Raw genomic sequence first — 21,554 nt, 5'->3', positions numbered from 1 at the left:
GCCTCCCCGGTCGTTCGCGTTGCGAACGACTCCCCTGCGCTGCTCGCATCGGGCGGCCGGCGCGGAACTCGTCGGCTACGCCTCCTCAGACAGCCGCGCCGGAAGGCCCCGCCCGCTGCTGCGCTGCTCGGCGGGTCAGAACGGGCTTTTCGCAAACACCGCGCGTTTGCTGAAGCAGGGCGCGATGATCAACGAAAGAGCAAAACCCCAGCGCCTCGCACCCACCGGCCTTTCCGTAGAGGCTCGGTGCCCGGTAAAAGCCCGTTCCGACCCGCCGAGCAGCGCAGCGGCAGGCGGGGTAGTCCGGCGCGGCTGTCTGAGCCCGCAGGGCGAGTTCCGCGCCGGCCGCCTGCCGTGAGCAGCGCAGGGGAGTCATTCGCGTAAGCGAATGACCGGGGAGGCGGGTCGCCTTCTTTGCCTCCTTTCTTGGCGAAGCAAGAAAGGAGGTCGCCTGCCGGGGCGAAATCCCGGCCAATTCAAGGAGGAAAAAAGGAAAGCCGTCCAGACAAAGGCACAAACGAGCAGCCCACCAAAACCCCAGACGCAGAACGACCACCACCCCAACCTGGACCAGGAAATCCAGGAAATCAGCCCGCCGGCCTCACTCAACGCCGGCAGTTACCGACCCTATCGAACCGCCATGCCGTACAAGACCGCCATGACCCCTGAAACAGACCGTCTCGCCCACTGGCTCGTCAGCGGGCTGGAGCTCGATACCACCCTGTTCCATGTCGGCCAGTACTGCGGCCCCTGGCGCGCTTCCACGGCTGGGCGCGAGCGGGCGGGCTTCCACCTGGTGCTGCGAGGGCATTCCTGGCTGCACCTCGAAGGCCAGCCGCCGATCCGGCTGAATGAGCGGGAAGGCGTCTTCCTGCTGCGCGACCTGCCCCACAGCCTCACTCCGGAGGCTGACTCGGGGCCCGAGTGCCAGCCCCGCAGCATGTTGCCGATGGCTCCGGCGGTGCCGGGCGCCTGCGGGCTGGCCTGCGGCTTCTTCCAGTTCCGCGGCCTGCTCGGCGAGCTGTTCCGCAGCGCCTTTCCCGACTACGTGGTGATCCGCGCCGACTCGCCGTCGAGCGAGGCCGTGGGGCCCCTGTTCCAGCTCATCCTGGCCGAGGCCGAGCGGCATGGCGAGGCCGCCTCGCCGCTGATCGAGCGGCTCACCGAGCTGCTCTTCTTCTATGTGATCCGCGACGTGGCCTGCCGCGACGACGTGGCGGCGGGCCTGCTCGCCGTGGCCCGCCGCCAGGAGTTCGGCCCCTTGCTCGACGACCTCCTGCGCGAGCCCGGCAAGGCCTGGTCGGTGGATGACATGGCGCGGGTCGCCTGCATGTCGCGGGCGAGCTTCTGCAAGCACTTCGTCGAGGCCAGCGGCCAGCCGCCGGCCCAGTTCCTGCTGCAGGTGCGCATGAAGATCGCCGCCCGCCGCCTGCAGCGGGGCGACAGCGTGCTGCGCGCCGCCGAGCACGTGGGCTACACCTCCCAGGCCGCCTTCACGCGGGCCTTCAAGAAGGTCATCGGCGAGCAGCCGGGAGCCTTCCAGCGGGCCCGCCGGGTGCCGGGGCTGCGGGCCGCGCATTGAGCACCCGCGGCCGGGCCGCCCGCCGAGACGATCGAGCAAAAAGCAGCGACGCCCGTGCATAGAGGGCGCCGCCGCCGATCGGGACAATCCACCCATCGCGAACCTTACCGGAGCCTTCCATGACCCGCCTGACCGTCCACACCCCCGCCAGCGCCCCCGAGGGCAGCCGTGCCTTCATCGACACGGTGATCACCAACAACGGCTTTCTGCCCAACCTCATCGGCGTGCTGGCCAATGCCCCGGTGGCCCTGGAGACCTACCTCACCGTATCCGGCATCAATGCCCGCGCCAGCCTCAGCCTGGCCGACCGCGAGGTGGTCCAGATCACCGCCGCCAGCGTGCATGGCTGCGACTTCTGCGTGGCCGGCCACACCGCCATCGCCCTCAAGAAGGCCGGGCTCGACAAAGACCTGGTGCGCGCCCTGCAGGAACGCGCCAGCACCGGCAATGCCCGTGTCGACGCCCTGGTGGCCTTCACCCGCGCAGTGATCCTGACCCGCGGCAAGGTGGCCAAGGGCGAGCTGGCCGACTTCCTGGCCGCCGGCTTCAACGAGCAGCAGGTGCTGGAGGTGCTCCTCGGCGTCAGCTTGGCCACCCTCTGCAACTTCGCCAACAACCTGGCCGGCAGCGACATCAACCCCGAACTGCGCCCCTTCCAGCCGGGCGCCCTCGAATCATGAGCCCTCCGCTGCGTAGCCAGGATGAAGCCCTGGACTGGATTGCCGCCCACGCCGCCTCCCTCGACGCCGGCCCCGAGCATGCCGACCAGGTGGTGCCGCTGCTCGGCGCAGCGGGCTTCTTCCGCATCGGCGTGCCGGTGGCGCTGGGCGGCAGCGGCGGCAGCACCTTCGACGCGGTGCAGGCCATCGCCCGGGTGGCGGAGCGTTCCCTCACCGCCGCCTTCGTGTTCTGGGGCCAGCGCTGCTTCATCGGCTACCTGCTCGACAGCGACAACGCCGCCCTGCGTCAGCGCTGGCTGCCGGCCCTGCTGGAGGGGGAGGTGGCCGGTGCCACCGGCTTGTCTAACGCCATGAAGTTCCTGTCCGGCATCGAGAGCCTGCAGGTGCTGGCCACGCCGGAAGGCGAAGCTTGGCGCCTGGACGGGCAACTGCCCTGGGTCACCAACCTGCGCCGCGCCGGCTACCTGGTGGCGGCCGCGGTGGAGCCCACCGACGGCGCGCCCGCGGCGGTGGTCGCCTTCACCGGCGACACGCCGGGCATCACCCGTAGCGACGATCTGCAACTGCTGGCCCTGCGCGGCAGCAACACCGCGGCGATCCGCATCGAGGGCGTGGCCTCCGGCGCGGCCGAGCTGATCCACGCCGATGCGCGGGTCTTCCTGCCCCGCGTGCGGCCGGCCTTCCTGGGCCTGCAGTGCGGCATGTCGATCGGCCTGGCGCGGGCCAGCCTGGCGGCGGCCAGCCACTCCGGCAGCGCGGCCCGGGCCGGCCTGCAGGGCCGGGTCGCGGCCATCGAGGCCGGGCTGGACGAGGCGGTGGCCGAGCTGGAGGCGGGGCTGGCCGATGGCCGTTTCGCCACCCAGGCGGCCCTGCTGTTCCGCATCCGCATCCGGCTGGCCGGCCTGGTGCGCCAGGCGGTGGACCTGGAGCTGGACGCCACCGGCGGCCGCGCCTACCTGGTGGCCAGCACCGGCGACTTTGCCCGGCGCTGGCTGGAGGCGGCCTTCGTGCCGGTGGTGACGCCCAGCCTGACCCAGCTGCACGGCGAACTGGAGCGCCAGGCGGCGTTGCAGGCCGCATGAACCGCCCGCTGGCCGAAGCCGATGTGATCCGCTGCGCCGAGCAGACCCCGGCGGTGCTCGAGGCGCGTGGGCTCAGCTATGCCCACGCCGGCATCGGCACCCTCTTCGAGGGCGTCTCCCTGGCGGTGCGCCGGCGCGAGATCGTTGCCCTGCTGGGCAGCAGCGGCTGCGGCAAATCGACCCTGCTGCGCGTGCTGGCCGGGCTGGAGCAGCCCGCCACCGGCAGCGTCAGCTTCCTCGGCGAGCCGCTGGCATCACCACATCCGCGCAGTGCCCTGGTGTTCCAGCAGCCCAGCCTGCTGCCCTGGCTCAAGCTGGCCGACAACGTGGGCTTCGGCCTCGATTTCGCCCACCAGCCGAGGGCCGGCAGGGAGGCCCTGCAGGGCCGCATCGCCGCCGCCATCGAGGCCGTCGGCCTGAAGGGGCGGGAGGCCGCCTATCCGGCCCAGCTCTCCGGCGGCATGGCCCAGCGCGCCGCGCTGGCCCGTGCCCTGGCCCGCGAGCCCGAGCTGCTGTTTGCCGACGAACCCTTCTCGGCCCTCGACGCCATCACCCGCGCCGAGATGCAGGACCTGCTGGTGGACGTGGTGCATCGCTGGCACTCGGCGGTGCTGCTGGTCACCCACGACATCGACGAAGCCATCCTGGTGGCCGACCGCATCCTGCTGATGGGCGGCCGCCCCGGCCACCTCGCGCAGGAATGGACGGTGGACATCCCCCGCCCGCGGGAGGACCACCCGGAAGCCGTCACCGCCCTGCGCCTCTCCATCCTTGGCGCCCTGCGCCATGCCAGCCTTTGAATCCGCCCCGGAGACCCGACCCATGGACGCCAAGCATTCCGAACCCAAGATCCACATCTGCCAGACCTCCGACTGCGGCTGCAGCCTGAGCCGCCGTGACTTCCTGCGCCTGTCGGCCCTCACCGCCGCCAGCGTCGCCGCGCCCCTGCTGAGCGCCGGCGACGCCCTGGCCCAGAGCCGCAGCAGCGACGTGCCGGTGAAGATCGGTTACCTGCCCATCACCGACGCCACCCCGCTGCTGATCGCCCACGCCCGCAAGCTCTTCGAGGCCGAAGGCCTCACGGTGGAGAAGCCGCGCCTGTTCCGCACCTGGGCGCAGATCGTCGAGGCCTTCGTGGCCGGCCAGGTCAATGTGATCCACCTGCTCTCGCCAGCCACCCTGTGGGTGCGCTACGGCACCCGCTTCCCGGCCAAGGTGGTGGCCTGGAACCACGTGAACGGCTCGGCGCTTACCGTCGCCCCGGGCATCAACAGCGTCACCGAGCTGGGCGGCAAGACGGTGGCCGTGCCTTTCTGGTACTCCATCCACAACGTGCTGCTGCAGCAGATCCTGCAGGCCAACGGCCTCACCGCGGTGACCCGCACGCGGGATGCCGCGCTGGCCCGCAACGAGGTGAACCTGATCGTGCTGCCGCCGGCCGAGATGGTCTCGGCCCTGGCCGGCAAGTCGATCGCCGGCTTCATCGTCGCCGAGCCCTTCAACGCCGCGGCCGAAACCACCGGGGTCGGCAAGGTCCTGCGCCTGTCCGGCGACGTGTGGAAGAACCACGCCTGCTGCGTCACCTTCCTGGCCGAGCGCGACATCGCCGAGCGCCCCGAGTGGGCCCAGCGAGTCACCAACGCCATCGTCAAGGCCCAGCTGTGGACCCGCGGCAACCAGCTCGAGGCGGCCAAGATATTGTCCAGCGCCGACGACAACCGCTATACCCCGCACAGCCCGCAGGTGCTGGCCAAGGTGCTGGCCACCACCGACTACGCCAGCTACGAGGCCAGCGGCGCCGCCCGCAACAAGGGCTGGTACCAGCGCCGCATCGACTTCCAGCCCTATCCCTTTGCGTCCTACACCGAAGAGCTGGTGAAGGTGCTGCAGAAGACCAGGGTGGAGGGCGACAACGCCTTCCTGACCAAGCTCGACCCGCGCTTCGTCGCCCGCGACCTGGTGGACGACCGTTTTGTCCGCAAGGCCATCGCCGCGGTGGGCGGGCCCTCCGCCTTCGGGCTGCCGGCCGACCTGCTGCGCAAGGAAGTGCTGGCGGTGTGATGGTGGGCATTCTTCTTCCTTTTGCAGGGCTGCTCGCCGCCGCCCTGCTGTGGGCCGCCGGCGCCGGCTGGCTGGGCGCCGTCACCCCGGTGGCGGCCAGCTTCTCCCCCGGCCCCACGGTGGACGCCCTGCTGCAGCTGCTGCAGGGGCGCGACCTGTGGGAGCACGTGGCGCTGAGCCTGCAGCGGGTGGCGGTGGGCCTGGTCATCGCCCTGCTGCTGGGGATTCCCCTCGGCGTGCTGACCGGCCTGTCGCCCCTGTTCTCGCGCACCACCACGCCGCTGTTCCAGTTTGCACGGATGATCTCCCCCCTGTCGTGGATGCCCATCGCCGTGATGGTGCTGGGGGTGGGCGATGCCCCGGTGTACTTCCTGCTGGCCTTCGCAGCGGTGTGGCCTATCCTGCTCAACACCGCCGCCGGCGTGGCCCAGCTCGACCCCAACTGGCTGCTGCTGGCCCGCAGCCTGTCGGCCACCCGCCGGGAGACCCTGCTGCGGGTGATCCTGCCGGGCATCACCGCCCACATCCTGACCGGCGTGCGCCTGGCCATCGGCATCATCTGGATCGTGCTGGTACCGGCCGAGATGCTCGGGGTGTCGGCGGGGCTGGGCTACTTCATCCTCGACTCGCGCGACCGGCTGGCGTATTCGGACCTGATGGCGGCGATCCTGGTGATCGGCTTCCTCGGCTACCTGCTCGACCACGCGGCCCGCAGCCTGCACCGGCGCTGGCTGCACGCCTGACCTGACGCGGCGCGTGCAGGGGAGCACGGCGGAGGTCCAGGTGCTGATGAAAATCACCCAGGCCTGGACGCGGGGTGTCCACGCCTGGGTGATTTTTGTGCAGGTGTGGACGGGGGAGCTCAGGGGCTGGGTGATTTTGGTCCAGGGCTGGACGGATTTTGTGTAGCGGTGGATGGGATTTGTCGAGGGCTGGATGGGCGGGGTCCAGGGCTGGACGGATTTTGTCAGCGCCTGGAGGGGAATCGTCCAGGGCTGGACGGGGGCTGCTGAGGGCGTGGCTTTGGCTGCCTGGTCGTACCCTTTGCTGGGCGGCTTTCCGTTGTTTTGAGTTGAATTGGCCGGGATTTCGCCCCGGCGGGCGACTCACTTCTTTGCTTCGCCAAAGAAGTAAGCAAGAAAGGCGACCCGCCTCGCCGGTCATTCGCTGCGCGAATGACTCCCCTGCGCTGCTCACGGCAGGCGGCCGGCGCGGAACTCGCCCTGCGGGCTCAAACAGCCGCGCCGGACTTCCCCGCCTGCCGTTCCGCTGCTCGGCGGGTCGGAACGGGCTTTTCGCAAACACCGCGCGTTTGCTGAAACCGGGGTTGGCTTTCAGGGTAAAGAGCAAAACCCCAAGGTCTCGCATCCACCGGCGTTTCTGTAGAGGCTCGGTGTCTGTTGAAAGCCCGTTCTGACCCGCCGAGCAGCGCAGCAGCGGGCGGGGCTTTCCGGCGCGGCTGTTTGAGGAGGCGCAGCCGACGAGTTCCGCGCCGGCCGCCCGATGCGAGCAGCGCAGGGGAGTCGTTCGCAACGCGAACGACCGGGGAAGCCGGGTCGCCTTTCTTTCCCCCTTTCTTTGGCGACGCAAAGAAAGGGGTCGCCCGCCGGGGCGAAATCCCGGCCAATTCAACGCAAAACAACGGAAAGCCGGCCAGCAAAGGCAGCACAGCCCAGCAAAGGCAGCACAGCCCAGCAAAGGCAGCACAGCCCAGCAAAGGCAGCACAGCCCAGCAAAGGCAGCACAGCCCAGCAAAGGCAGCACAGCCCAGCAAAGGCAGCACAGCCCAGCAAAGGCAGCACAGCCCAGACAAAGGCACGAACAGGCGGCAGAGGCCAAGCCGCCCCCGCAGACCTCAGGCCGCCTTGGCCTCTGCCGCCATGTCGGCGACCCCCGCCGCCGGATACCCCAGCGCGTAGCCCTGCAGCAGCGTGTGCTCGGCCACGTAGTCCTCGGGGTCTTCCTCGATGTGGGTGACGATCAGCGTGGCGTCCTCGCGCAGGGCCGACAGCCACTTGAGGCGCTCGCGGGCTTCGCTGCCACGGCCGAGCTTGCGGCTGTCGATCTTCACGAACTGCGGCCACACGGTGGTCGAGATGCTCTGCCACTGGGCCGGCGACTCCACGTTCACCGCCACCCGGAAGCCGTTGTTGCGGTAATTGCGCAGCACGAAGGCGAGCAGGTCGGGCTGGTCGCTGGCCTCCACCGGGGTCTCGATGACGATGCTGTCCGGCTGCACGCCGAGGGCGTCCACCACCCGCCGGAAGGCGCGGCCGTGGTCGTCGGCCACGGCGGCGAGCAGGCGGCCATGCACGTTGAGGAAGAGGGGCGCCTCATTGCCCGCCACCAGGGCATTGAGCAGATGCACGGCGCGGGCCAGGCGGTCGAGGCCGATCACCCGGGCGTCGTCGGCGGCGGTGGAGAAGAGGGTCCAGGGCGACAGGCCGTGGTCTTCCGGGCTGCCGCTGCGCAGGAAGGCCTCGCGCCCGGCGATGCGGCCGCTGAGGCTGTCCACGATGGGCTGGAAGGCGCTGGACAGGGCCAGGCCGAACCAGTCGCCGAGCACGCCGCCATCGGGCGCGCGGTAGAGCTGCTTGCCTGACACCCGTGCTGTCGGCAGGCGGGCCAGGAAGTCGCGGGTGAGGGGGTTGAGGTGGAGATCGGCGTCGGGCATTCGGGCGCTCCTCGAGACAGGTGGGCTCCGGCCTGGGCGGCCGGACTGAAGCCTGTAATCTAGGGCGCCCCGGCTGCCGGGGGAACCAAGAATTTCTGCGAACCTTATGCGCGGGAGACGTGGCGCGGGGCAGCCTCAGCGCGGCGATTGCGACGACCGGCAGGTCCGGTTGCGGCCGCTGCGCTTGGCATCGTAGAGGGCGTGGTCGGCGCGGACGAGCCAGTTGCCCGCATCGGGGAAGCTGTCGTCCAGCTCGGCCACCCCGATGCTGATGGTGAAGGGCACTGCCTGCTCGCCCGCGCTGAAGCCCAGCGCTTCGGTCTTGAGGCGCAGGCTCTCGCCAAAATGGAAGGCACCGTCTTCGTTGGTGCCCGGCAGGATGGCGGCAAACTCCTCGCCGCCGTAACGCGCGCAGATGTCCACCTGCCGCGAGCAGGTGCGCAGCACATCCGCCACCAGGCAGATCACCTGGTCGCCCACCGGGTGGCCGTACTGGTCGTTGATGCGCTTGAAGTGATCGATGTCGAAGATCAGCAGGGACACCGGCTGCCCAAAGCGCCGCGCACGCTGGAACTCTTCCTGCAGGCGCTCCTGCCAGTAGCCGCGGTTCCACAGCTGGGTCATCCGGTCGCTGCGGCTCAGCCGGAGCAGTTCGCGCTGGGCGGCTTCGAGTTCTTCCGAACTCAGCGCCAGGCTCAGGGAATGCAGTTCCACGTCCCGCTCGTGGTGGTCGTAGCTGGCGCTGACCCGCTCCAGCAGTTCTCCGACACCCAGCAGAAAGCGGTTCATGTCCGACGGAAAGCTCTCCGTCCGGGCCCGCAGCTTCAGTTCGGCAAGCAGGCGCTCGACGGCGGCCTCGCCCTCCAGTTGGGTAGCCCGCTTGAGCTGGCGGAGAAGCAGGCGGTTCATGTCATGTCCTCGCCCAGCACCGAGATGCTCATGGTCTGGTTATGCAGCCGGTACTGCCCCTGCTTGCCGGCCGAGCCGATCTCGCCATTCGAATAGAAGCCGGCCAGGACGACCTCGCTGCCCAGCTCGTCGGCCACCGCCAGCACTTCTTCTTCGATGCGCTCTCCCATCACCAGCTTGCGCCCGACGCAGCTCACGCACAGGGCCAGGGATGGCGGCCGGCTCTCCAGGGCCAGGCTGGCGGTGGCGGCGGCCTCGGCACCTTCCACCAGCGCATCGGGGCTCGCATGCATCAGGCGCAGAGAGCTGCCTTCATCCACCGAGCCGGCCAGCTGGATGCTCTGGCGTGCCTCGTCCACCCCGAGGATGGTGCGCAACAGGCCGGTGGACTTCGCATCGTCGTCCATGATCTCGAGGGGAAACAGCAGCCCGTTGGCCGGCAGGCCGCTGGCGTAGGGGCCCAGGTATTTCTTGTAGAGCGCCAGGGCCGGCTGGCCATCCAGTTCGTGGAGCAGGCTGCCCTCGCAGCGGGTTGCCTTGCGTCGGGGGCCAAAAGGCTTCCAGCCCCCGTGGCTGGCCGAAGCCACATGCAGATGCTGGCCATACAGGCCCACTGCCACCAGGCTGTTGGTTGCCGGGCCGCCCGGGCCGAGCACCATGGTCCGGGTAAAGCGCCCGTTGTCGCCGGCCAGGCCGCCCGATATCCACACCTCCGGCGCCAGCCCGGCCGCCAGGCCATCCACCAGGGCGCTGCCATTCACGCCCACGCCGGGGGCGAACACCAGCACGCAGCGCAGATCCTCGGGGGGGAGGAGGGCGCTCAGCCGCAGCCCGGCGGCCCGGGAATCCTCCAGGCCGGCCAGTGTGGCCTCGACCACCTGGAAGCGGGTGTCCGGGCGTTCAAAGCGGATGCCGGTCAACACCCAGCCACCGTCCTGCACACCCTGGCTGTGGATGTCGCCCGAGGTGGAGCAGCCGATCAGCTGCGCGCTGGGGAAAGAACCGGCCAGGGCATCAAGAAAGTCGGTGTCGTCCAGCGGCTCGCGTGCCCAGAAAGCCAGGATCAACTGGGGTTCGATCGCACTGAAGGCGTCGATTCGTGCCTTGTTGTATGAAAGGTCGTGCCTTGTGATCTGCCTGACTTGCATTTTTATATGACCGGCCTGGTTTGGGTGGTGTGGCTTCCCGGCGTGGTGGGCTGGCCAGGGCGGCAAACATTCCAGCACCTATCTTCCCGGCCGCCAAGCCAAAGCCGTCCTGAGCAATCACTTATTACCTTTCGTTTTAGCCCACCCGACGGAGCTGTACAGCCCCGTCGGGCCGCCTGGGCTCAGGCCTTGTGCTGCAACTCGCTGGGAAGCGTGCCGAGCTTGCGCACCTTCACATCCACCTCCAGCCCGGCAAAGTCACCGTCCTGGCCGATGAAGCTGCCCGACAGCGGGCTGGCCTGGGACGGGTCGCGCACGTAGGCCACGCGGATCAGATGGTCGCCGCCAAACAGGGTGTTGGTGGGGTCGCAAGGCACCCAGCCAGGGCCGGGCAGGTAGATCTGCAGCCAGGCGTGGGTCGCCCCGGAGCCCGTCATGGCACCCGAGCCGCCGTCCAGCGACGGGTCGTACAGGTAGCCCGACACAAAACGTGCGGCAAAGCCCAGGCGGCGCACCACCTCCATCATGAACAGCGCGTAGTCGCGGCAGGTGCCGCTCTTCAGCTCGAGGGTCTGCAAGGGTGTCTGGGTGCCCTCCATGTCCCGGGTGGTGTAGGAGAACTGCTCCCGGATCCCCGCGGCAATGGCCACCAGCAGATCGCGCGTCGGCATGTGCCGGCCCGGAATCACGAACTGGTCGGCCCACAGGCGCAGCAGGCCGCAGGGGTCGGGGTACACCGGCTCGATGAAGTTGCGCAGGTCGTAGCGCTCGCCGGCCGTGTACTCGAAGGGATAGACCTCGGCCCAGGCCGACAGGGGCAGCTCCACATTGCGCACCCCCAGTTGTTCGATGGTGAAGCGCACCACGAACTTCAGCTCTTTGGCGGGCTCGCGGATGTTCACGTAGGTCACCGAATTGGAGAACACGTCATCCGCCCAGCGCACCTCCGCATCCGGCGTCACGTCCAGCGTGCATTCCAGCACCCGGATGTCGTGGCTCGTGCGGGGCCGGAACATCATCCGGTGCTCACCAAAGCGCACCGGGTTGTTGTAGCGGTAGATCGTGGTGTGTTCGACTTCGAGAATGACCGACATGAGCACGGACCCGCGGTGAATGGCTGAATGCCCCGATTGTAGGGGATCAACCCGAAGCCTGCTCCCGCGCGCTCGTGACGTTCAGGCTATGGTCTCGGTCGACAGGAGCGTGCCGTCCTCGGCAAAGGTCATCAGTGTCGTCTCCTCATCCGCCACCACCACGATCCTGGCCTGCTGCAGCGTGCCGTTGGCGTGGTAGAGATAGTGGTGAGACGACTCGATCTCGCCGTACACCACCTTTTCCACATCCGTCAGCTGGTCCTGGGCGTTGTAGTAAGCGCGGTAGAAGGTGATGCGGTTCTGCAGGTCGGAAGCCTCCAGTGGCGTGGTCAGCCGGAGGGGCAGGCTCACGCCGGTGTAGGTCACAAAATGACGGAGCGTGGCAGGGGCGTGAGTCGTCATGGCAGATCCGTGTCAGGGTTTCGGGCTGCTTTCCAGCGCCTTCAGCGGCGCGCGCAGTGCGTCGAAGCGGGCGGGGGCGACATACTGGAGGAGTTCCTTGCCCTTGGTGTCGAGCACCACGTCCAGGCCCTTGGCCGGGTAGAGCAGATGCTCCACGTGGTCGTTCACGCGGATGCGTTCGGCGGGCTGGCCGAAGCGTTCGAGGATCACGGCTTCGTCCAGCTGGGCGCTGGGCACAAAGGCCATGGCGCGGATCGGGGCGGCCAGGGCGGCGGCCTTGTCGGCCTCGGCCAGGGTCGCCTTGCGGGTCGTGCTCTGCATGTATTCCGTCTTGGGCGCCCGCTCGCGCATGCCCTCGATGATGTCCCCGGGCAGGTCGGCGGTGAGGATCAGCTTGCCCGCCACGAAGCCGGCGGTGGCCTGCTCGTAGTAACCCTCCACGTTGCCCGCCTCATTGGGCTCGGCCACGATGGCCAGCTGCATCTCGGCGCCAAAGCGGGTGCGGGCCTCGGCCAGGGTGCTGCGCCCCGGGATCAGGTCAAAGACCTTCGCCTCGCCCCCCGGCAGCACTTCGATCTGCCACGGCAGGCCACTGGTGGGGACGGCCTTGGGGTCGAAGTGGGCAAACTGCCAGACCACCGGCCCGACCAGGATGGCGAGGGCCAGCAGGATGATTGCGATAGCGATTTTCATGCGAGTGGTGGTGTGGGGGGCAAGCGTGAGGGCAGGTCAGTGGGGCGCGTGGAAACCGTCCGGCACCTTGGCGTGGAACTTCACCGGCACCGCCGGCGTGTCCAGCACCGACTGGCGGATGCGGCCGACCACGTGCATCTCGCAACGCTTGCAGTCGAAGCGCAGGGTGAGCTTTTCCTTGCCGTTGATCAGGGTCATCGGGTCGGGGCGGATGCCCTTCACCTCCTTGGGGCACAGGTTGAAGCTGTAGCGCAGGCAATGCTTGGTGATCATCAGCGAGGCGTCGTCGGTGTGCTCGTTGGCCTCGTAGGCCGCCTCGATCAGGGCAACGCCATGGCGGTGGTAAAAATCCCGCGCCTTCTGGTTGAGCACATTGGCCAGGTAGCTCAGCTCGGTCTGCGGATAGGGGGCCGGCGGCTCCACGGCAGCCCGGCGCGGCAGGGGCGGCAGGGCGGCCAGACGGGCGGCCTCGAGGGCCTCCACCGCGTCCCGGCGCAGCGCATTCACCGCGCCGGCGGGCAAAAACCAGGCGGCAGACAGCTCCAGCGTGATCTCCCGCGCACTGAAGATCGTCGCCCCCAGCTTGCCCAGGCTGTCCTTGAGCCCCGTCACGGCCCGCTCAGCGTCCTTGGCCGGCTCCTTGGCGTGGGGCAGGGCGGCCGTGGCGGATACGCCGGTCTCGTCGGTCAGGGTCAGGGCAAAGCCTTCTGGTGTCTCGGTCAGCAGCAGGTCCACCGCAATGCGCCGCTCGGCGGACTTCTTCTCGAGCATGCGTTCGAATTCATGGTCCCGGTTGCGGAACAGGCCGCTGCCCGGGAAGAGGTCGGCCGGCAGCGGCTCGGCGGTATGCACCCGGAAATCCTCGCCGATCTTCTCGGCCCGGTTCACCCGCAGCCCCACCAGCTCGCCCTTGCGGTCGTAGAAGGTGATGCCGTCGCCGTTGTGCAGCTCGACGGCGCTGGTGGTGTCGAAGTAGCGGCGCTGCTTGCCATCCAGGCGGATCACGCTGCCTACCGGCTCGCCGACGAACTTGGGCGAATCGAAGGCGCCGATGTCGGCTTCCTGCGTACGGCCATTCACAAAATAATCGGTGGCGCCGCGGTTGAAGGTCTTGTCGGCCAGCGGGGTGAACAAGAAGGTGCTGCGCCCGGCCGAAGTGCGGCTGTACTCCGGGCTCTCCTCCATGATCTCGTCGAGCAACAGGCGGTAGTGGGCGGTGATGTTCTTCACGTAGGCCATGTCCTTGTAGCGGCCTTCGATCTTGAAGCTGGAAATCCCCGCCTCGGCCAGGGCGCGCAGGTTGGCGCTCTGGTTGTTGTCCTTCATCGACAGCAGATGCTGGTTGCTGGCCACCAGGTTGCCGTCCTTGTCCGCCAGGTCGTAGGGCAGGCGGCAGGCCTGGGAGCACTCGCCCCGGTTGGCGCTGCGGCCGGTGTGGGCATGGCTGATGTAGCACTGCCCCGAAAAGGCCACGCACAGCGCGCCGTGCACAAAAAACTCCAGCGCACAGTCGGTGGCCGCCGCCACCTTGCGGATCTCGGTAAGGCTCATCTCCCGCGCCAGCACGATCTGCGAGAAACCCACGTCCTGCAGAAAGCGCGCCTTTTCCGGGTGGCGGATGTCGGTCTGGGTGCTGGCATGCAGCTGGATCGGCGGCAGGTCCAGTTCCAGCAGGCCCATGTCCTGCACGATCAGCGCATCGGTGCCGGCCTCGTAGAGCTGGCGGATCAGGGCGCTGGCGCCTTCCACCTCCTCGTCGTGGAGGATGGTGTTGCACGCCACGAACACGCGGGCACCAAAGCGGTGCGCATGACGGGCCAGGCGCTCGATGTCGGCTACGGTGTTTTCGGCGTTTGCACGCGCACCAAAAGCCGGGCCGCCGATATAAACGGCGTCTGCGCCATGGTTGACCGCCTCGATCCCGATGTCCGCATTGCGGGCCGGGGCCAGGAGTTCGAGCTGCTTACGGGAATGGATCATGGTGATGCTCTCGGGGGAGGGGCGTGCGGCTCGAACGGCCACATCGCAAGTGCCGGATTATAAACCGGAAACCCCGTCCGCCCCAGGGTGGCTTGGTGCGTCGCCGCAGATGTTCCCGGATGCAGGGCTGCAATGCCCCGGGTTCTGTTTGCAAGTTGATCGATTTGTCATGGAATGAAAGAATGCCGATGTTCTTTTTCAAGGCTTGGCTATGGCGCCCTTACTCGATCCCAAGAACGACTTCGTCTTCAAGCGCTTGTTTGCCGCATCTCCCGCAAAGGAGGAAAGCACCATGAGCACCATCACCCACCCCGCAGTCCGTCAGGCGATGGAAGAACTGCAGCACCTCTCGGAAGACGACGAAGCCCGCCGCCTGGCGTTTGTGCGCGAACGTGCGTTGCGTGACGAGGTGAGTCTGATGAACACGGCGCGGGAAGAGGGTCGGGAAGAAGGTGTAGGGCTGGGGGTTCGAAGAGGGCCTTGTGTAGGCATCCGTAGGGGCGGACTCATCCTCCCGCGGACTTCGATCAACCCCCTGCGGGCGGCTGAAGCCGCCCCTGCATGTACACCCGCACTCCCTCAACACTCCCTCAATAATGCGGCGGAATCTCGTCCCGCAGGTCGCGGCTTTCGGCGCTGGGGGTGGCGGACTGCATCTGCTGGTAGAGCTGGCGGATCTGGCGCTGCAGCGCGTCGATCTGCTCCTGCTGGCGGTGTACCGTCATGTTGAGGGTATCCACCAGGTCTTCGGTGAGGGCAAGCTTGATCTCGATTTCGGTAAGGCGGGATTCCATCAGCGTTCCAAGTAAGTGTAAGGGCGGCTCAAGCCGCCCCTGCATCAATACGCGTTCTTGTCCTTGAACACCACCGCCACCGTCTTGAAGATGATCCACAGGTCAAAGCTCAGCGACCAGTTGCGCAGGTATTCCAGATCGTACTCGATGCGCTTTTCCATCTTGTCGATGGTGTCGGTCTCGCCGCGGTAGCCGCTTACCTGGGCCCAGCCGGTGATGCCCGGCTTCACCTTGTGGCGGACCATGTAGCCCTTGACGATCTTGCGGTAAGTCTCGTTGTGGGCCACCGCGTGGGGGCGGGGGCCGACGATGCTCATGCGGCCCTGCAGCACGTTGATGAACTGCGGCAGCTCGTCCAGCGAAGTCTTGCGGATAAACGCGCCAAACGGGGTGATGCGCGGGTCGCCCTTGGTGGCCTGCTTCACCACCGGGCCGTTGTCGGTGGTGCGCATCGAGCGGAACTTGTACACCAGGATCTCCCGCCCATCCAGCCCATAGCGGCGCTGCTTGAAGACGATGGGGCCGGGGGACGACATCTTCACCCCAATCGCCAGGCCGATCATGATCGGCGCCAGCAGCACCAGCAGGATCATCGAAATCACGATGTCCGACAGGCGCTTGGCCACACCGCGGAAGCCGGTGAAGGGGGTTTCGCACACCGCCACCACCGGGGTGCCGCCCACGCTGTGCATCTGGCCCTGGATAAGGTCGGTCACAAAGATGTCGGGCACAAAGAAGATCGACGCCGTGGTGTCCTTGAGGTCGTCCAGCAAGGCCAGGATGCGCGGCTGGCTGGCCATGGGCACCGCCAGGTAGATGTGGTCTACATGGTTCTCCTTAACAAAGGAGGCCAGCTCGGACATCTTGCCAATGGTCGGCAGATTGCCCGTATCGGGCAGGCGGTCCAGGTGGCGGTCATCAAAAAAGCCCACCACGCGGCAGCCCAGGTAAGGGTCGTCCTGAAACTGGCGGGTCAGGTTGAGGCCCACATCGTTCACCCCGGCCACCACCGCCGTGCGCTGGCGCTTGCTGGTTGAAAGTGCCCGCAGCAGCAGATTGCGCGCCACAAAATGGGCCAGCACCATGGCCACCGGTGCCAGCAGGCCCCAGGCCCAGATCACGCTCCGCGGAAAGTGCCGCAGATAGCCGCTGGCATAACCAAAGCCGCCAATGATCACCACGATCAACAGCCAGTTGGTCACCACCTTGCGCACCACCCGCCGCGGCGGCTCATGAAAGCCCACATTGCCGGGGAACAGCATGGCAAAGGTCAACACCGCCAGCAGCACATAGTGGGGCCCTGCGGTCGGGTCTTGCACCATCACGCACAGCGCCAGGCTGAGCGCCGCCACCAGCGGGTCGAGCAGGGCCTCGACAGCCGTGGTCAGCGTGTAGCTGGGGCGCAGAAAGTTCTGGTGCGTATCTACTGTTCGGAACATGGCGAGTGTTTGCTGCGCTGCAGTATGAGTTGAGGTTTCATGCGCGGCCAGGTTGGATGCGTGCATAAGCCTATAAATTTGTTAATGACAAGAATTTCACTGACAGAAATGCAAAATCTGTGGCAGCTGTTAAAAGAAGTTTAAATACATGTAGATGCTGCATCTTAACGCAGCACGCCGGCATCGGGCATGCACTGCCGTGTAACAAAGTGCCCTGTTTGGGTGCGCGCCTGTCGGAAAACTTTACACTCGCTCATTGATACCCACTTTGTGCATCTTTCCGGCAACTTAATGTTACAGCGCAACATAATGAATTAGTGTGACTTTAGATACACTCCATGTTCATGACATGAAATCCGGCGCGTTTGTTGCTTTGTATCACGCACATCAAAAATTTCAGGCGGGGGCTTGTCCACCATGCGCAAACTCATTCTCTGCAGTCTGGCCGCGGTATCGCTGGCGGGTGCTGGCCATGCGGCGGCAACCGTGGGCGAAAGTGCCGGCGGTATGAACGTACATGCCGAGGGCATCAATACCGTACTGGGGGGCAAGATCCCCCAGGTTCAAGTGCCTGCAGTGCAGGCTTTCTTCAATGGCAGCACCCTGGAGGGTGCGCGCCTGTCTCCGGTGGTTGCACGTAGCGCCGCAGGCTTCGAAGCGGTGAAAGGCGGGGGGGGAGACCTCTTCTCCGGCGAAGGCAGCGACTCGGGATCCATGCTGCTGGCTGGTGCCCTGGTCGTCGTTGCACTGGTGCTGCGCCGCATTTCGTGAGCCCGGTGCCGGTGCGCGGGAGGCATGCCGTGCCAACCGCCCGGCATTGTGACCTTTTGCGGAAGTCTGTCATCAGCAGCGTGATAGCATTTCGCCGCTGCATCCCGTTTACATCATGTTAACCATGCGGGCAGCGCATACCTGTGAGTGTGCCTGCCCCGTGGAGTCGTTACCCATTAATCGAACCCGAGGGGCCCAGGCCGGCCCGGACGGGCAGGGCCTGCCGGCACGCAGCCGGCCGTGTGCCCCGCCCGTGTCACGGAAGGCCGGCCGCCCTAACTGACTATCGGACCATGATCGATCAACGAGACTCCAAGCCCCGCTCCGCCCGTGCCCTCCAGGGCCGTGGCCTGATCCTGGCGCTCATCGCCGCCTGCCTGGGTTCTGCCTGTGCCACCATCGTGCCGGGCGACAAGGCTTATTCCCTGCGCGACAACAAGTCCGCCGTCAAGCTGCCCGTCAAGCAGGGCGAAGAGACCGTTCCGGACAACATCGCCATCAAGCCCATCACCGCCGAGCTGATCATCGACCAGATGAAGGCCGCCGCCCCGCAGAAGGCCGGCTTGTCGGAAGATGCCGTGGCCAAGGCGGGTGCCAGCGCCAAAAAGGTGAATTCGGCGCTGCCGGCCGCCGTTGACTACAAGGTCGGGCCGGGCGACATCCTCACCATTGTGGTGTGGGACCACCCCGAACTCACCACCCCCGCTGGTCAGTACCGCTCTGCCGAACAGTCGGGCACCGTGGTGGCCGAAGATGGCAGCATCTTCTACCCCTACGTGGGCACGGTAAGTGTGGCGGGCAAAACCACCCGCCAGATCCGTGACCTGCTCTCGCAGCGCCTCGCCAAGTTCATCGAAAAGGTGCAACTGGATGTACGCATGGCCGCCTTCCGCAGCAAGCGTGTTTACGTGGTGGGCGAAGTGCTCAAGCCCGGCCAGCAGGATGTAACCGACATCCCCATGACCGTGCTGGAAGCAGTCAACCGCGCCGGCGGCTTTGGCCCCGAGGCCGACCACAGCCGCGTGCTGCTCACCCGCAAGGGCACCACCTACCGGGTGGACATCCAGGCCATGTACGAAGAAGGCGCCACCGAGCAGAACGCCCTGCTCGAACCCGGCGACATCCTCAACGTGCAAGACCGCAGCTTCAACAAGATCTTTGTGCTGGGCGAAGTCACCAAGCCCGGCTCCCTGGTCATGACCAAGAAGCGCTCCACCCTGGCCGAAGCCCTGGCCGATACCGGCTACATCTCCCAGGACCGCTCCAATCCCAAGTGGATCTACGTGATGCGCGGCGAGAGCGACACGCCTGAACTCTTCCACCTGGACGGCAGCTCGCCGGATGCCATGCTGCTGGCCGACCGCTTTGCGCTCAAGCCGCGGGACATCATTTATGTAGACGCGGCCGACGTGGTGCGCTGGAACCGTGTGGTCTCCAACATCCTGCCCACGGCACAGACCCTCTACCAGCTGGGTAACGCCAAGTACCCGCTGTTTGGCGGCCGCAACTGATCGCGCGCACCTCCGCTCCACAGAATTAGAAGACATAACGGACAGTTCATGGAACACCAAAACCTCAGCCCTGCCGCCCAGGGCCTGGACGACCAGGATGACGACGGCCTTGCTCTCGGCGAAATCCTGGCCGTTCTCATCGACTATCGCTGGCTGATTGCGGCCATCACGATCGCCGGTGTCCTCCTCGGCGCCGCGTGGACCTTTATTGCCCGGCCCGAGTACAAGGCCAGCGGCTTGATCCAGGTGGAGGAAAAAGCCTCTTCCGCGCTCACCGGCCTCAAGGAGCTGGGTTCCCTGATGGGCCTGGCCGGCGACACCACCGTGGCCGCCGAGCAGGAGATCCTCAACTCCCGCATGGTGCTGGAAAAGGTCATCGACAAGCAGCGGCTCAACATCTCTGCCGAGCCCGCCTACTTTCCGCTGATCGGCCGCGCCATCGCCAACCGCTACAAGGACGAAGGCCTGGCCGCCCCCTTGTTTGGCCTGGACGGCTTTGCCTGGGGCGGTGAATCCATCAAGGTGGATTCCCTCTCCGTGCCGCGGGACATGCTCGACGAAAAGCTCAGCCTCAAGGTGGGGGCCGATGGTGCCTTCGAACTGTTTGCCGACGCCGACGAGCCCGTACTCAAGGGCAATACCGGCACCCGTGCCACGGCCGGCCAATACTCCATCTTCGTAGCGCAAATGGCCGCCCGGCCCGGCACTCGCTTCAAGCTGGTCCGCCTGTCGGCAGACCAGGCCCTCGAAGAACTGAATAAGAAGTATGCGATCAAGGAGCGTGGCAAGAAGTCCGGCATTCTCGACATCAGCCTGCAAGGCAAGGACCCGGACAAGATCGGCGTGGTGCTGGACGACATCCTCAACACCTATGTGCGCCAGAACGTGGAGCGCCGCTCTGCCGAAGCCGAGAGCACCCTGGCCTTCCTGGAGAAGCAGCTGCCCGAGATCAAGCGCCAGATGGACGTGGCCGAGGCCGCCTACAACAACTACCGGCAAACCCGTGGCTCGCTGGACCTGAACATCGAAACCCAGAGCGTGCTGCAATCCCTGGTGGAGGTGGACAACCAGATCGTCGCCCTGCGCCAGGAGCGCGACGAGCTGCGCCAGTACTTCACCGCCGAGCACCCGCGCATCCAGGCTGCCAATGCCCGCATCGAGCAGCTCAAGCAGCGCCGCGCCCAGTTTGACACCTCGGTAGCCAAGCTCCCCGACACCCAGCAGGAAGTGCTGCGCCTGGCGCGGGATGTGGAAGTCAATACCGCCCTGTATACCAACCTGGTCAACACCGCCCAGCAGCTGCGCGTGAGCAAGGCCGGCACGGTGGGCGACGTGCGCGTCATCGACTCTGCCGCGGTCACCAGCCAGCCGGTGGGCCTCAAGCCGGTCGCCATCCTGGCGATTGGCGGCTTCCTGGGCCTGATGGTCAGCCTCGCCGCGGTTTGGTTCATCCGCACCCTGCGCGTGGTGGTGGAAAACCCCGACGAGATCGAATCCCGCCTCGGCCTGCCCGTGTATGCGTCCATTCCGCACAGCTCCGAGGAAGTGGCCATCAACAAGCGCACCAAGGGCGCCAAGGCCGGCGAGCTGCTGGCCGTGAGCAACCCCGAGGACGACGCCATCGAGAGCCTGCGCAGCCTGCGCACCACCATCCACTTTGCCCTGCTCGATGCGCAGCAGAACTCCCTGCTCATCACCGGCCCCAGCCCGGGCCTGGGCAAGAGCTTCATTTCCAAGAACCTGGGCGCCGTGCTGGCCCAGACCGGCAAGCGCATCGTGATTGTGGATGCCGACCTGCGTCGTGGCCACATCAACAAGGAATTCGGGCTCAAGCGTGAAACCGGTATTTCGGAGTTTGTGGCGGGCGAAGCATCTATTGATGACGTGGTCAAGCCCACGGCCGTACCCAATCTGTGGGTGGTCACCACCGGCCAGATTCCGCCCAACCCGTCTGAGTTGCTCATGCACCTGCGCTTTGAAGAGCTCCTCGAAAAGCTGGGCGAGCGCTTCGATACGCTGATTGTTGACGCGCCGCCCATCCTGGCGGTGTCGGATGCCGCTATCATCGGCCGCCACGTGGGGGCTACCCTCATGGTGGCGCGTGCCGGGCGGCATCCGGTGCGCGAGCTGGAGCAGGCTGTGAAGCGCCTCAACCAGTCAGGCGTGCATGTGAAGGGCTTCGTGTTCAACGACCTTGATACAAGCAAGCAGCGCTACCGATATGGCTACAAGGGATATGTCTATCGCTATTCCTACAAGGGAAAGGCCTGATAGAACTTGTTTTTTGATTGGGTCGGCCTTCGTTTCCTCCCTTTTACATGCGTAACGTCCTCACTGAGGCTGTGTTTATGTTGATTGAATAGGAGGCGTGGGGCCGATCGGTTTGGGTAGGTTTCAAGGGATTTGAAACCGCAGTTTGATCCGAAGGGCCTCATATGATTCTCGTAACCGGCGGCGCCGGCTTCATTGGCGCAAATTTTGTTCTGGACTGGCTGCGCGCAAGCGACGAGCCGGTGGTCAACCTGGATGCCCTGACCTACGCAGGCAATCTGGAGAACCTGGCCTCGCTGGCGGGCGACCCGCGGCACCTCTTCGTGCAGGGCGACATCTGCGACCGGGCGCTCATCGACCGGCTGCTGGCCGAGCACCGCCCCCGCGCCCTGGTGCACTTTGCCGCCGAAAGCCACGTGGACCGCTCCATCCACGGCCCCGGCGACTTCATCCGCACCAACGT

Annotated in this window: 20 protein-coding genes; 11 read left to right on the top strand and 9 right to left on the bottom strand. The window is 66.4% G+C overall.

Annotated elements, in window-relative coordinates; all coding sequences use genetic code 11:
- From HHL15_RS26265 to HHL15_RS24860, 7 genes are all read left to right on the top strand, one after another.
- On the top strand, positions 1 to 358 hold a 358-nt coding region (locus tag HHL15_RS26265), incomplete at its 5' end, for a hypothetical protein (protein WP_206198965.1).
- A 282-nt stretch (positions 359 to 640) separates the two neighbouring features.
- A complete protein-coding gene (locus tag HHL15_RS24885; protein WP_235943661.1) occupies positions 641 to 1,582 on the top strand; it encodes an AraC family transcriptional regulator in 942 nt (313 codons plus the stop codon).
- 119 nt (positions 1,583 to 1,701) lie between these two features.
- Positions 1,702 to 2,262, top strand: a complete 561-nt coding sequence (locus tag HHL15_RS24880) for a carboxymuconolactone decarboxylase family protein (protein ID WP_169148488.1) — start codon at positions 1,702 to 1,704, stop codon at positions 2,260 to 2,262.
- The gene (locus HHL15_RS24875) at positions 2,259 to 3,344 is read left to right on the top strand and encodes an acyl-CoA dehydrogenase family protein (protein WP_169148487.1); all 1,086 of its coding nucleotides are present in this window, start codon (positions 2,259 to 2,261) and stop codon (positions 3,342 to 3,344) included. The genes HHL15_RS24880 and HHL15_RS24875 overlap by 4 nt, the downstream gene beginning before the upstream one ends.
- Complete coding sequence (locus tag HHL15_RS24870; RefSeq protein ID WP_169148486.1) at positions 3,341 to 4,144, top strand: ABC transporter ATP-binding protein; 804 nt, start codon at positions 3,341 to 3,343, stop codon at positions 4,142 to 4,144. The genes HHL15_RS24875 and HHL15_RS24870 overlap by 4 nt, the downstream gene beginning before the upstream one ends.
- A 22-nt stretch (positions 4,145 to 4,166) precedes the next feature.
- A complete protein-coding gene (locus HHL15_RS24865) occupies positions 4,167 to 5,405 on the top strand; it encodes an ABC transporter substrate-binding protein (protein WP_169148485.1) in 1,239 nt (412 codons plus the stop codon).
- Positions 5,405 to 6,148, top strand: coding sequence for an ABC transporter permease (locus HHL15_RS24860; protein WP_169148484.1), 744 nt, complete (start codon positions 5,405 to 5,407; stop codon positions 6,146 to 6,148). The genes HHL15_RS24865 and HHL15_RS24860 overlap by 1 nt, the downstream gene beginning before the upstream one ends.
- Positions 6,149 to 7,260: 1,112 nt before the next feature.
- On the opposite strand, the gene HHL15_RS24855 is transcribed toward HHL15_RS24860, so the two are convergent.
- The 9 genes from HHL15_RS24855 to HHL15_RS24815 all read right to left on the bottom strand — a co-directional run bounded on the left by HHL15_RS24855 (position 7,261) and on the right by HHL15_RS24815 (position 16,538).
- Complete coding sequence (locus HHL15_RS24855) at positions 7,261 to 8,079, bottom strand: EAL domain-containing protein (RefSeq protein ID WP_169148483.1); 819 nt, start codon at positions 8,077 to 8,079, stop codon at positions 7,261 to 7,263.
- 135 nt (positions 8,080 to 8,214) lie between these two features.
- On the bottom strand, positions 8,215 to 8,988 hold the full coding sequence (locus HHL15_RS24850; protein ID WP_169148482.1) for a GGDEF domain-containing protein: 774 nt from the start codon (positions 8,986 to 8,988) through the stop codon (positions 8,215 to 8,217).
- Positions 8,985 to 10,136, bottom strand: a complete 1,152-nt coding sequence (locus HHL15_RS24845) for an FIST signal transduction protein (RefSeq protein ID WP_169148481.1) — start codon at positions 10,134 to 10,136, stop codon at positions 8,985 to 8,987. The genes HHL15_RS24850 and HHL15_RS24845 overlap by 4 nt, the downstream gene beginning before the upstream one ends.
- Before the next feature lie 182 nt (positions 10,137 to 10,318).
- The gene (locus HHL15_RS24840; RefSeq protein WP_169148480.1) at positions 10,319 to 11,230 is read right to left on the bottom strand and encodes a transglutaminase family protein; all 912 of its coding nucleotides are present in this window, start codon (positions 11,228 to 11,230) and stop codon (positions 10,319 to 10,321) included.
- An 81-nt stretch (positions 11,231 to 11,311) separates the two neighbouring features.
- The gene (locus HHL15_RS24835; RefSeq protein WP_169148479.1) at positions 11,312 to 11,632 is read right to left on the bottom strand and encodes a DUF6156 family protein; all 321 of its coding nucleotides are present in this window, start codon (positions 11,630 to 11,632) and stop codon (positions 11,312 to 11,314) included.
- Between the two features lie 12 nt (positions 11,633 to 11,644).
- A complete protein-coding gene (locus HHL15_RS24830) occupies positions 11,645 to 12,325 on the bottom strand; it encodes a hypothetical protein (protein ID WP_169148478.1) in 681 nt (226 codons plus the stop codon).
- 36 nt (positions 12,326 to 12,361) lie between these two features.
- Complete coding sequence (locus tag HHL15_RS24825; protein ID WP_169148477.1) at positions 12,362 to 14,305, bottom strand: peptidase U32 family protein; 1,944 nt, start codon at positions 14,303 to 14,305, stop codon at positions 12,362 to 12,364.
- 590 nt (positions 14,306 to 14,895) lie between these two features.
- Positions 14,896 to 15,099, bottom strand: coding sequence for a SlyX family protein (locus HHL15_RS24820; protein ID WP_169148476.1), 204 nt, complete (start codon positions 15,097 to 15,099; stop codon positions 14,896 to 14,898).
- Positions 15,100 to 15,143: 44 nt separating this feature from the next.
- A complete protein-coding gene (locus tag HHL15_RS24815; RefSeq protein ID WP_169148475.1) occupies positions 15,144 to 16,538 on the bottom strand; it encodes an undecaprenyl-phosphate glucose phosphotransferase in 1,395 nt (464 codons plus the stop codon).
- Between the two features lie 417 nt (positions 16,539 to 16,955).
- Here HHL15_RS24815 and HHL15_RS24810 point away from each other — a divergent pair, with 417 nt between their 5' ends.
- From HHL15_RS24810 to HHL15_RS24795, 4 genes are all read left to right on the top strand, one after another.
- Positions 16,956 to 17,309 carry a hypothetical protein gene (locus tag HHL15_RS24810; protein WP_169148474.1) on the top strand — a complete coding sequence of 118 codons (354 nt, stop codon included), beginning with the start codon at positions 16,956 to 16,958 and terminating at the stop codon, positions 17,307 to 17,309.
- A gap of 293 nt (positions 17,310 to 17,602) precedes the next feature.
- Positions 17,603 to 18,820 (top strand): polysaccharide export protein, encoded by a 1,218-nt coding sequence (locus HHL15_RS24805; RefSeq protein ID WP_169148473.1) that lies wholly within the window; start codon positions 17,603 to 17,605, stop codon positions 18,818 to 18,820.
- Between the two features lie 48 nt (positions 18,821 to 18,868).
- On the top strand, positions 18,869 to 21,091 hold the full coding sequence (locus HHL15_RS24800; RefSeq protein ID WP_169148472.1) for a polysaccharide biosynthesis tyrosine autokinase: 2,223 nt from the start codon (positions 18,869 to 18,871) through the stop codon (positions 21,089 to 21,091).
- Positions 21,092 to 21,255: 164 nt separating this feature from the next.
- The coding region (locus tag HHL15_RS24795; protein ID WP_169146287.1) for a GDP-mannose 4,6-dehydratase at positions 21,256 to 21,554 on the top strand (299 nt) is incomplete at its 3' end.

This window comes from Zoogloea dura, from assembly GCF_012927165.1.
In the GTDB taxonomy this organism is placed as follows: Bacteria; Pseudomonadota; Gammaproteobacteria; order Burkholderiales; family Rhodocyclaceae; genus Zoogloea; species Zoogloea dura.
Note: the sequence above shows the minus strand (reverse complement) of the source record. Positions and strands in the feature narration are given on the sequence as shown.

Excerpts from the sequence above, each read along its gene's own strand:
- HHL15_RS24825 (WP_169148477.1), bottom strand. The coding sequence starts at position 14,305 with ATGATCCATTCCCGTAAGCAGCTCGAACTCCTGGCCCCGGCCCGCAAT.
- HHL15_RS24815 (WP_169148475.1), bottom strand. The coding sequence starts at position 16,538 with ATGTTCCGAACAGTAGATACGCACCAGAACTTTCTGCGCCCCAGCTAC.
- HHL15_RS24870 (WP_169148486.1), top strand. The coding sequence starts at position 3,341 with ATGAACCGCCCGCTGGCCGAAGCCGATGTGATCCGCTGCGCCGAGCAG.
- HHL15_RS24855 (WP_169148483.1), bottom strand. The coding sequence starts at position 8,079 with ATGCCCGACGCCGATCTCCACCTCAACCCCCTCACCCGCGACTTCCTG.
- HHL15_RS24845 (WP_169148481.1), bottom strand. The coding sequence starts at position 10,136 with ATGCAAGTCAGGCAGATCACAAGGCACGACCTTTCATACAACAAGGCA.
- HHL15_RS24885 (WP_235943661.1), top strand. The coding sequence starts at position 641 with ATGCCGTACAAGACCGCCATGACCCCTGAAACAGACCGTCTCGCCCAC.
- HHL15_RS24800 (WP_169148472.1), top strand. The coding sequence starts at position 18,869 with ATGGAACACCAAAACCTCAGCCCTGCCGCCCAGGGCCTGGACGACCAG.
- HHL15_RS24865 (WP_169148485.1), top strand. The coding sequence starts at position 4,167 with ATGGACGCCAAGCATTCCGAACCCAAGATCCACATCTGCCAGACCTCC.
- HHL15_RS24875 (WP_169148487.1), top strand. The coding sequence starts at position 2,259 with ATGAGCCCTCCGCTGCGTAGCCAGGATGAAGCCCTGGACTGGATTGCC.
- HHL15_RS24850 (WP_169148482.1), bottom strand. The coding sequence starts at position 8,988 with ATGAACCGCCTGCTTCTCCGCCAGCTCAAGCGGGCTACCCAACTGGAG.
- HHL15_RS24835 (WP_169148479.1), bottom strand. The coding sequence starts at position 11,632 with ATGACGACTCACGCCCCTGCCACGCTCCGTCATTTTGTGACCTACACC.
- HHL15_RS24805 (WP_169148473.1), top strand. The coding sequence starts at position 17,603 with ATGATCGATCAACGAGACTCCAAGCCCCGCTCCGCCCGTGCCCTCCAG.
- HHL15_RS24810 (WP_169148474.1), top strand. The coding sequence starts at position 16,956 with ATGCGCAAACTCATTCTCTGCAGTCTGGCCGCGGTATCGCTGGCGGGT.
- HHL15_RS24880 (WP_169148488.1), top strand. The coding sequence starts at position 1,702 with ATGACCCGCCTGACCGTCCACACCCCCGCCAGCGCCCCCGAGGGCAGC.
- HHL15_RS24840 (WP_169148480.1), bottom strand. The coding sequence starts at position 11,230 with ATGTCGGTCATTCTCGAAGTCGAACACACCACGATCTACCGCTACAAC.
- HHL15_RS24860 (WP_169148484.1), top strand. The coding sequence starts at position 5,405 with ATGGTGGGCATTCTTCTTCCTTTTGCAGGGCTGCTCGCCGCCGCCCTG.
- HHL15_RS24830 (WP_169148478.1), bottom strand. The coding sequence starts at position 12,325 with ATGAAAATCGCTATCGCAATCATCCTGCTGGCCCTCGCCATCCTGGTC.
- HHL15_RS24820 (WP_169148476.1), bottom strand. The coding sequence starts at position 15,099 with ATGGAATCCCGCCTTACCGAAATCGAGATCAAGCTTGCCCTCACCGAA.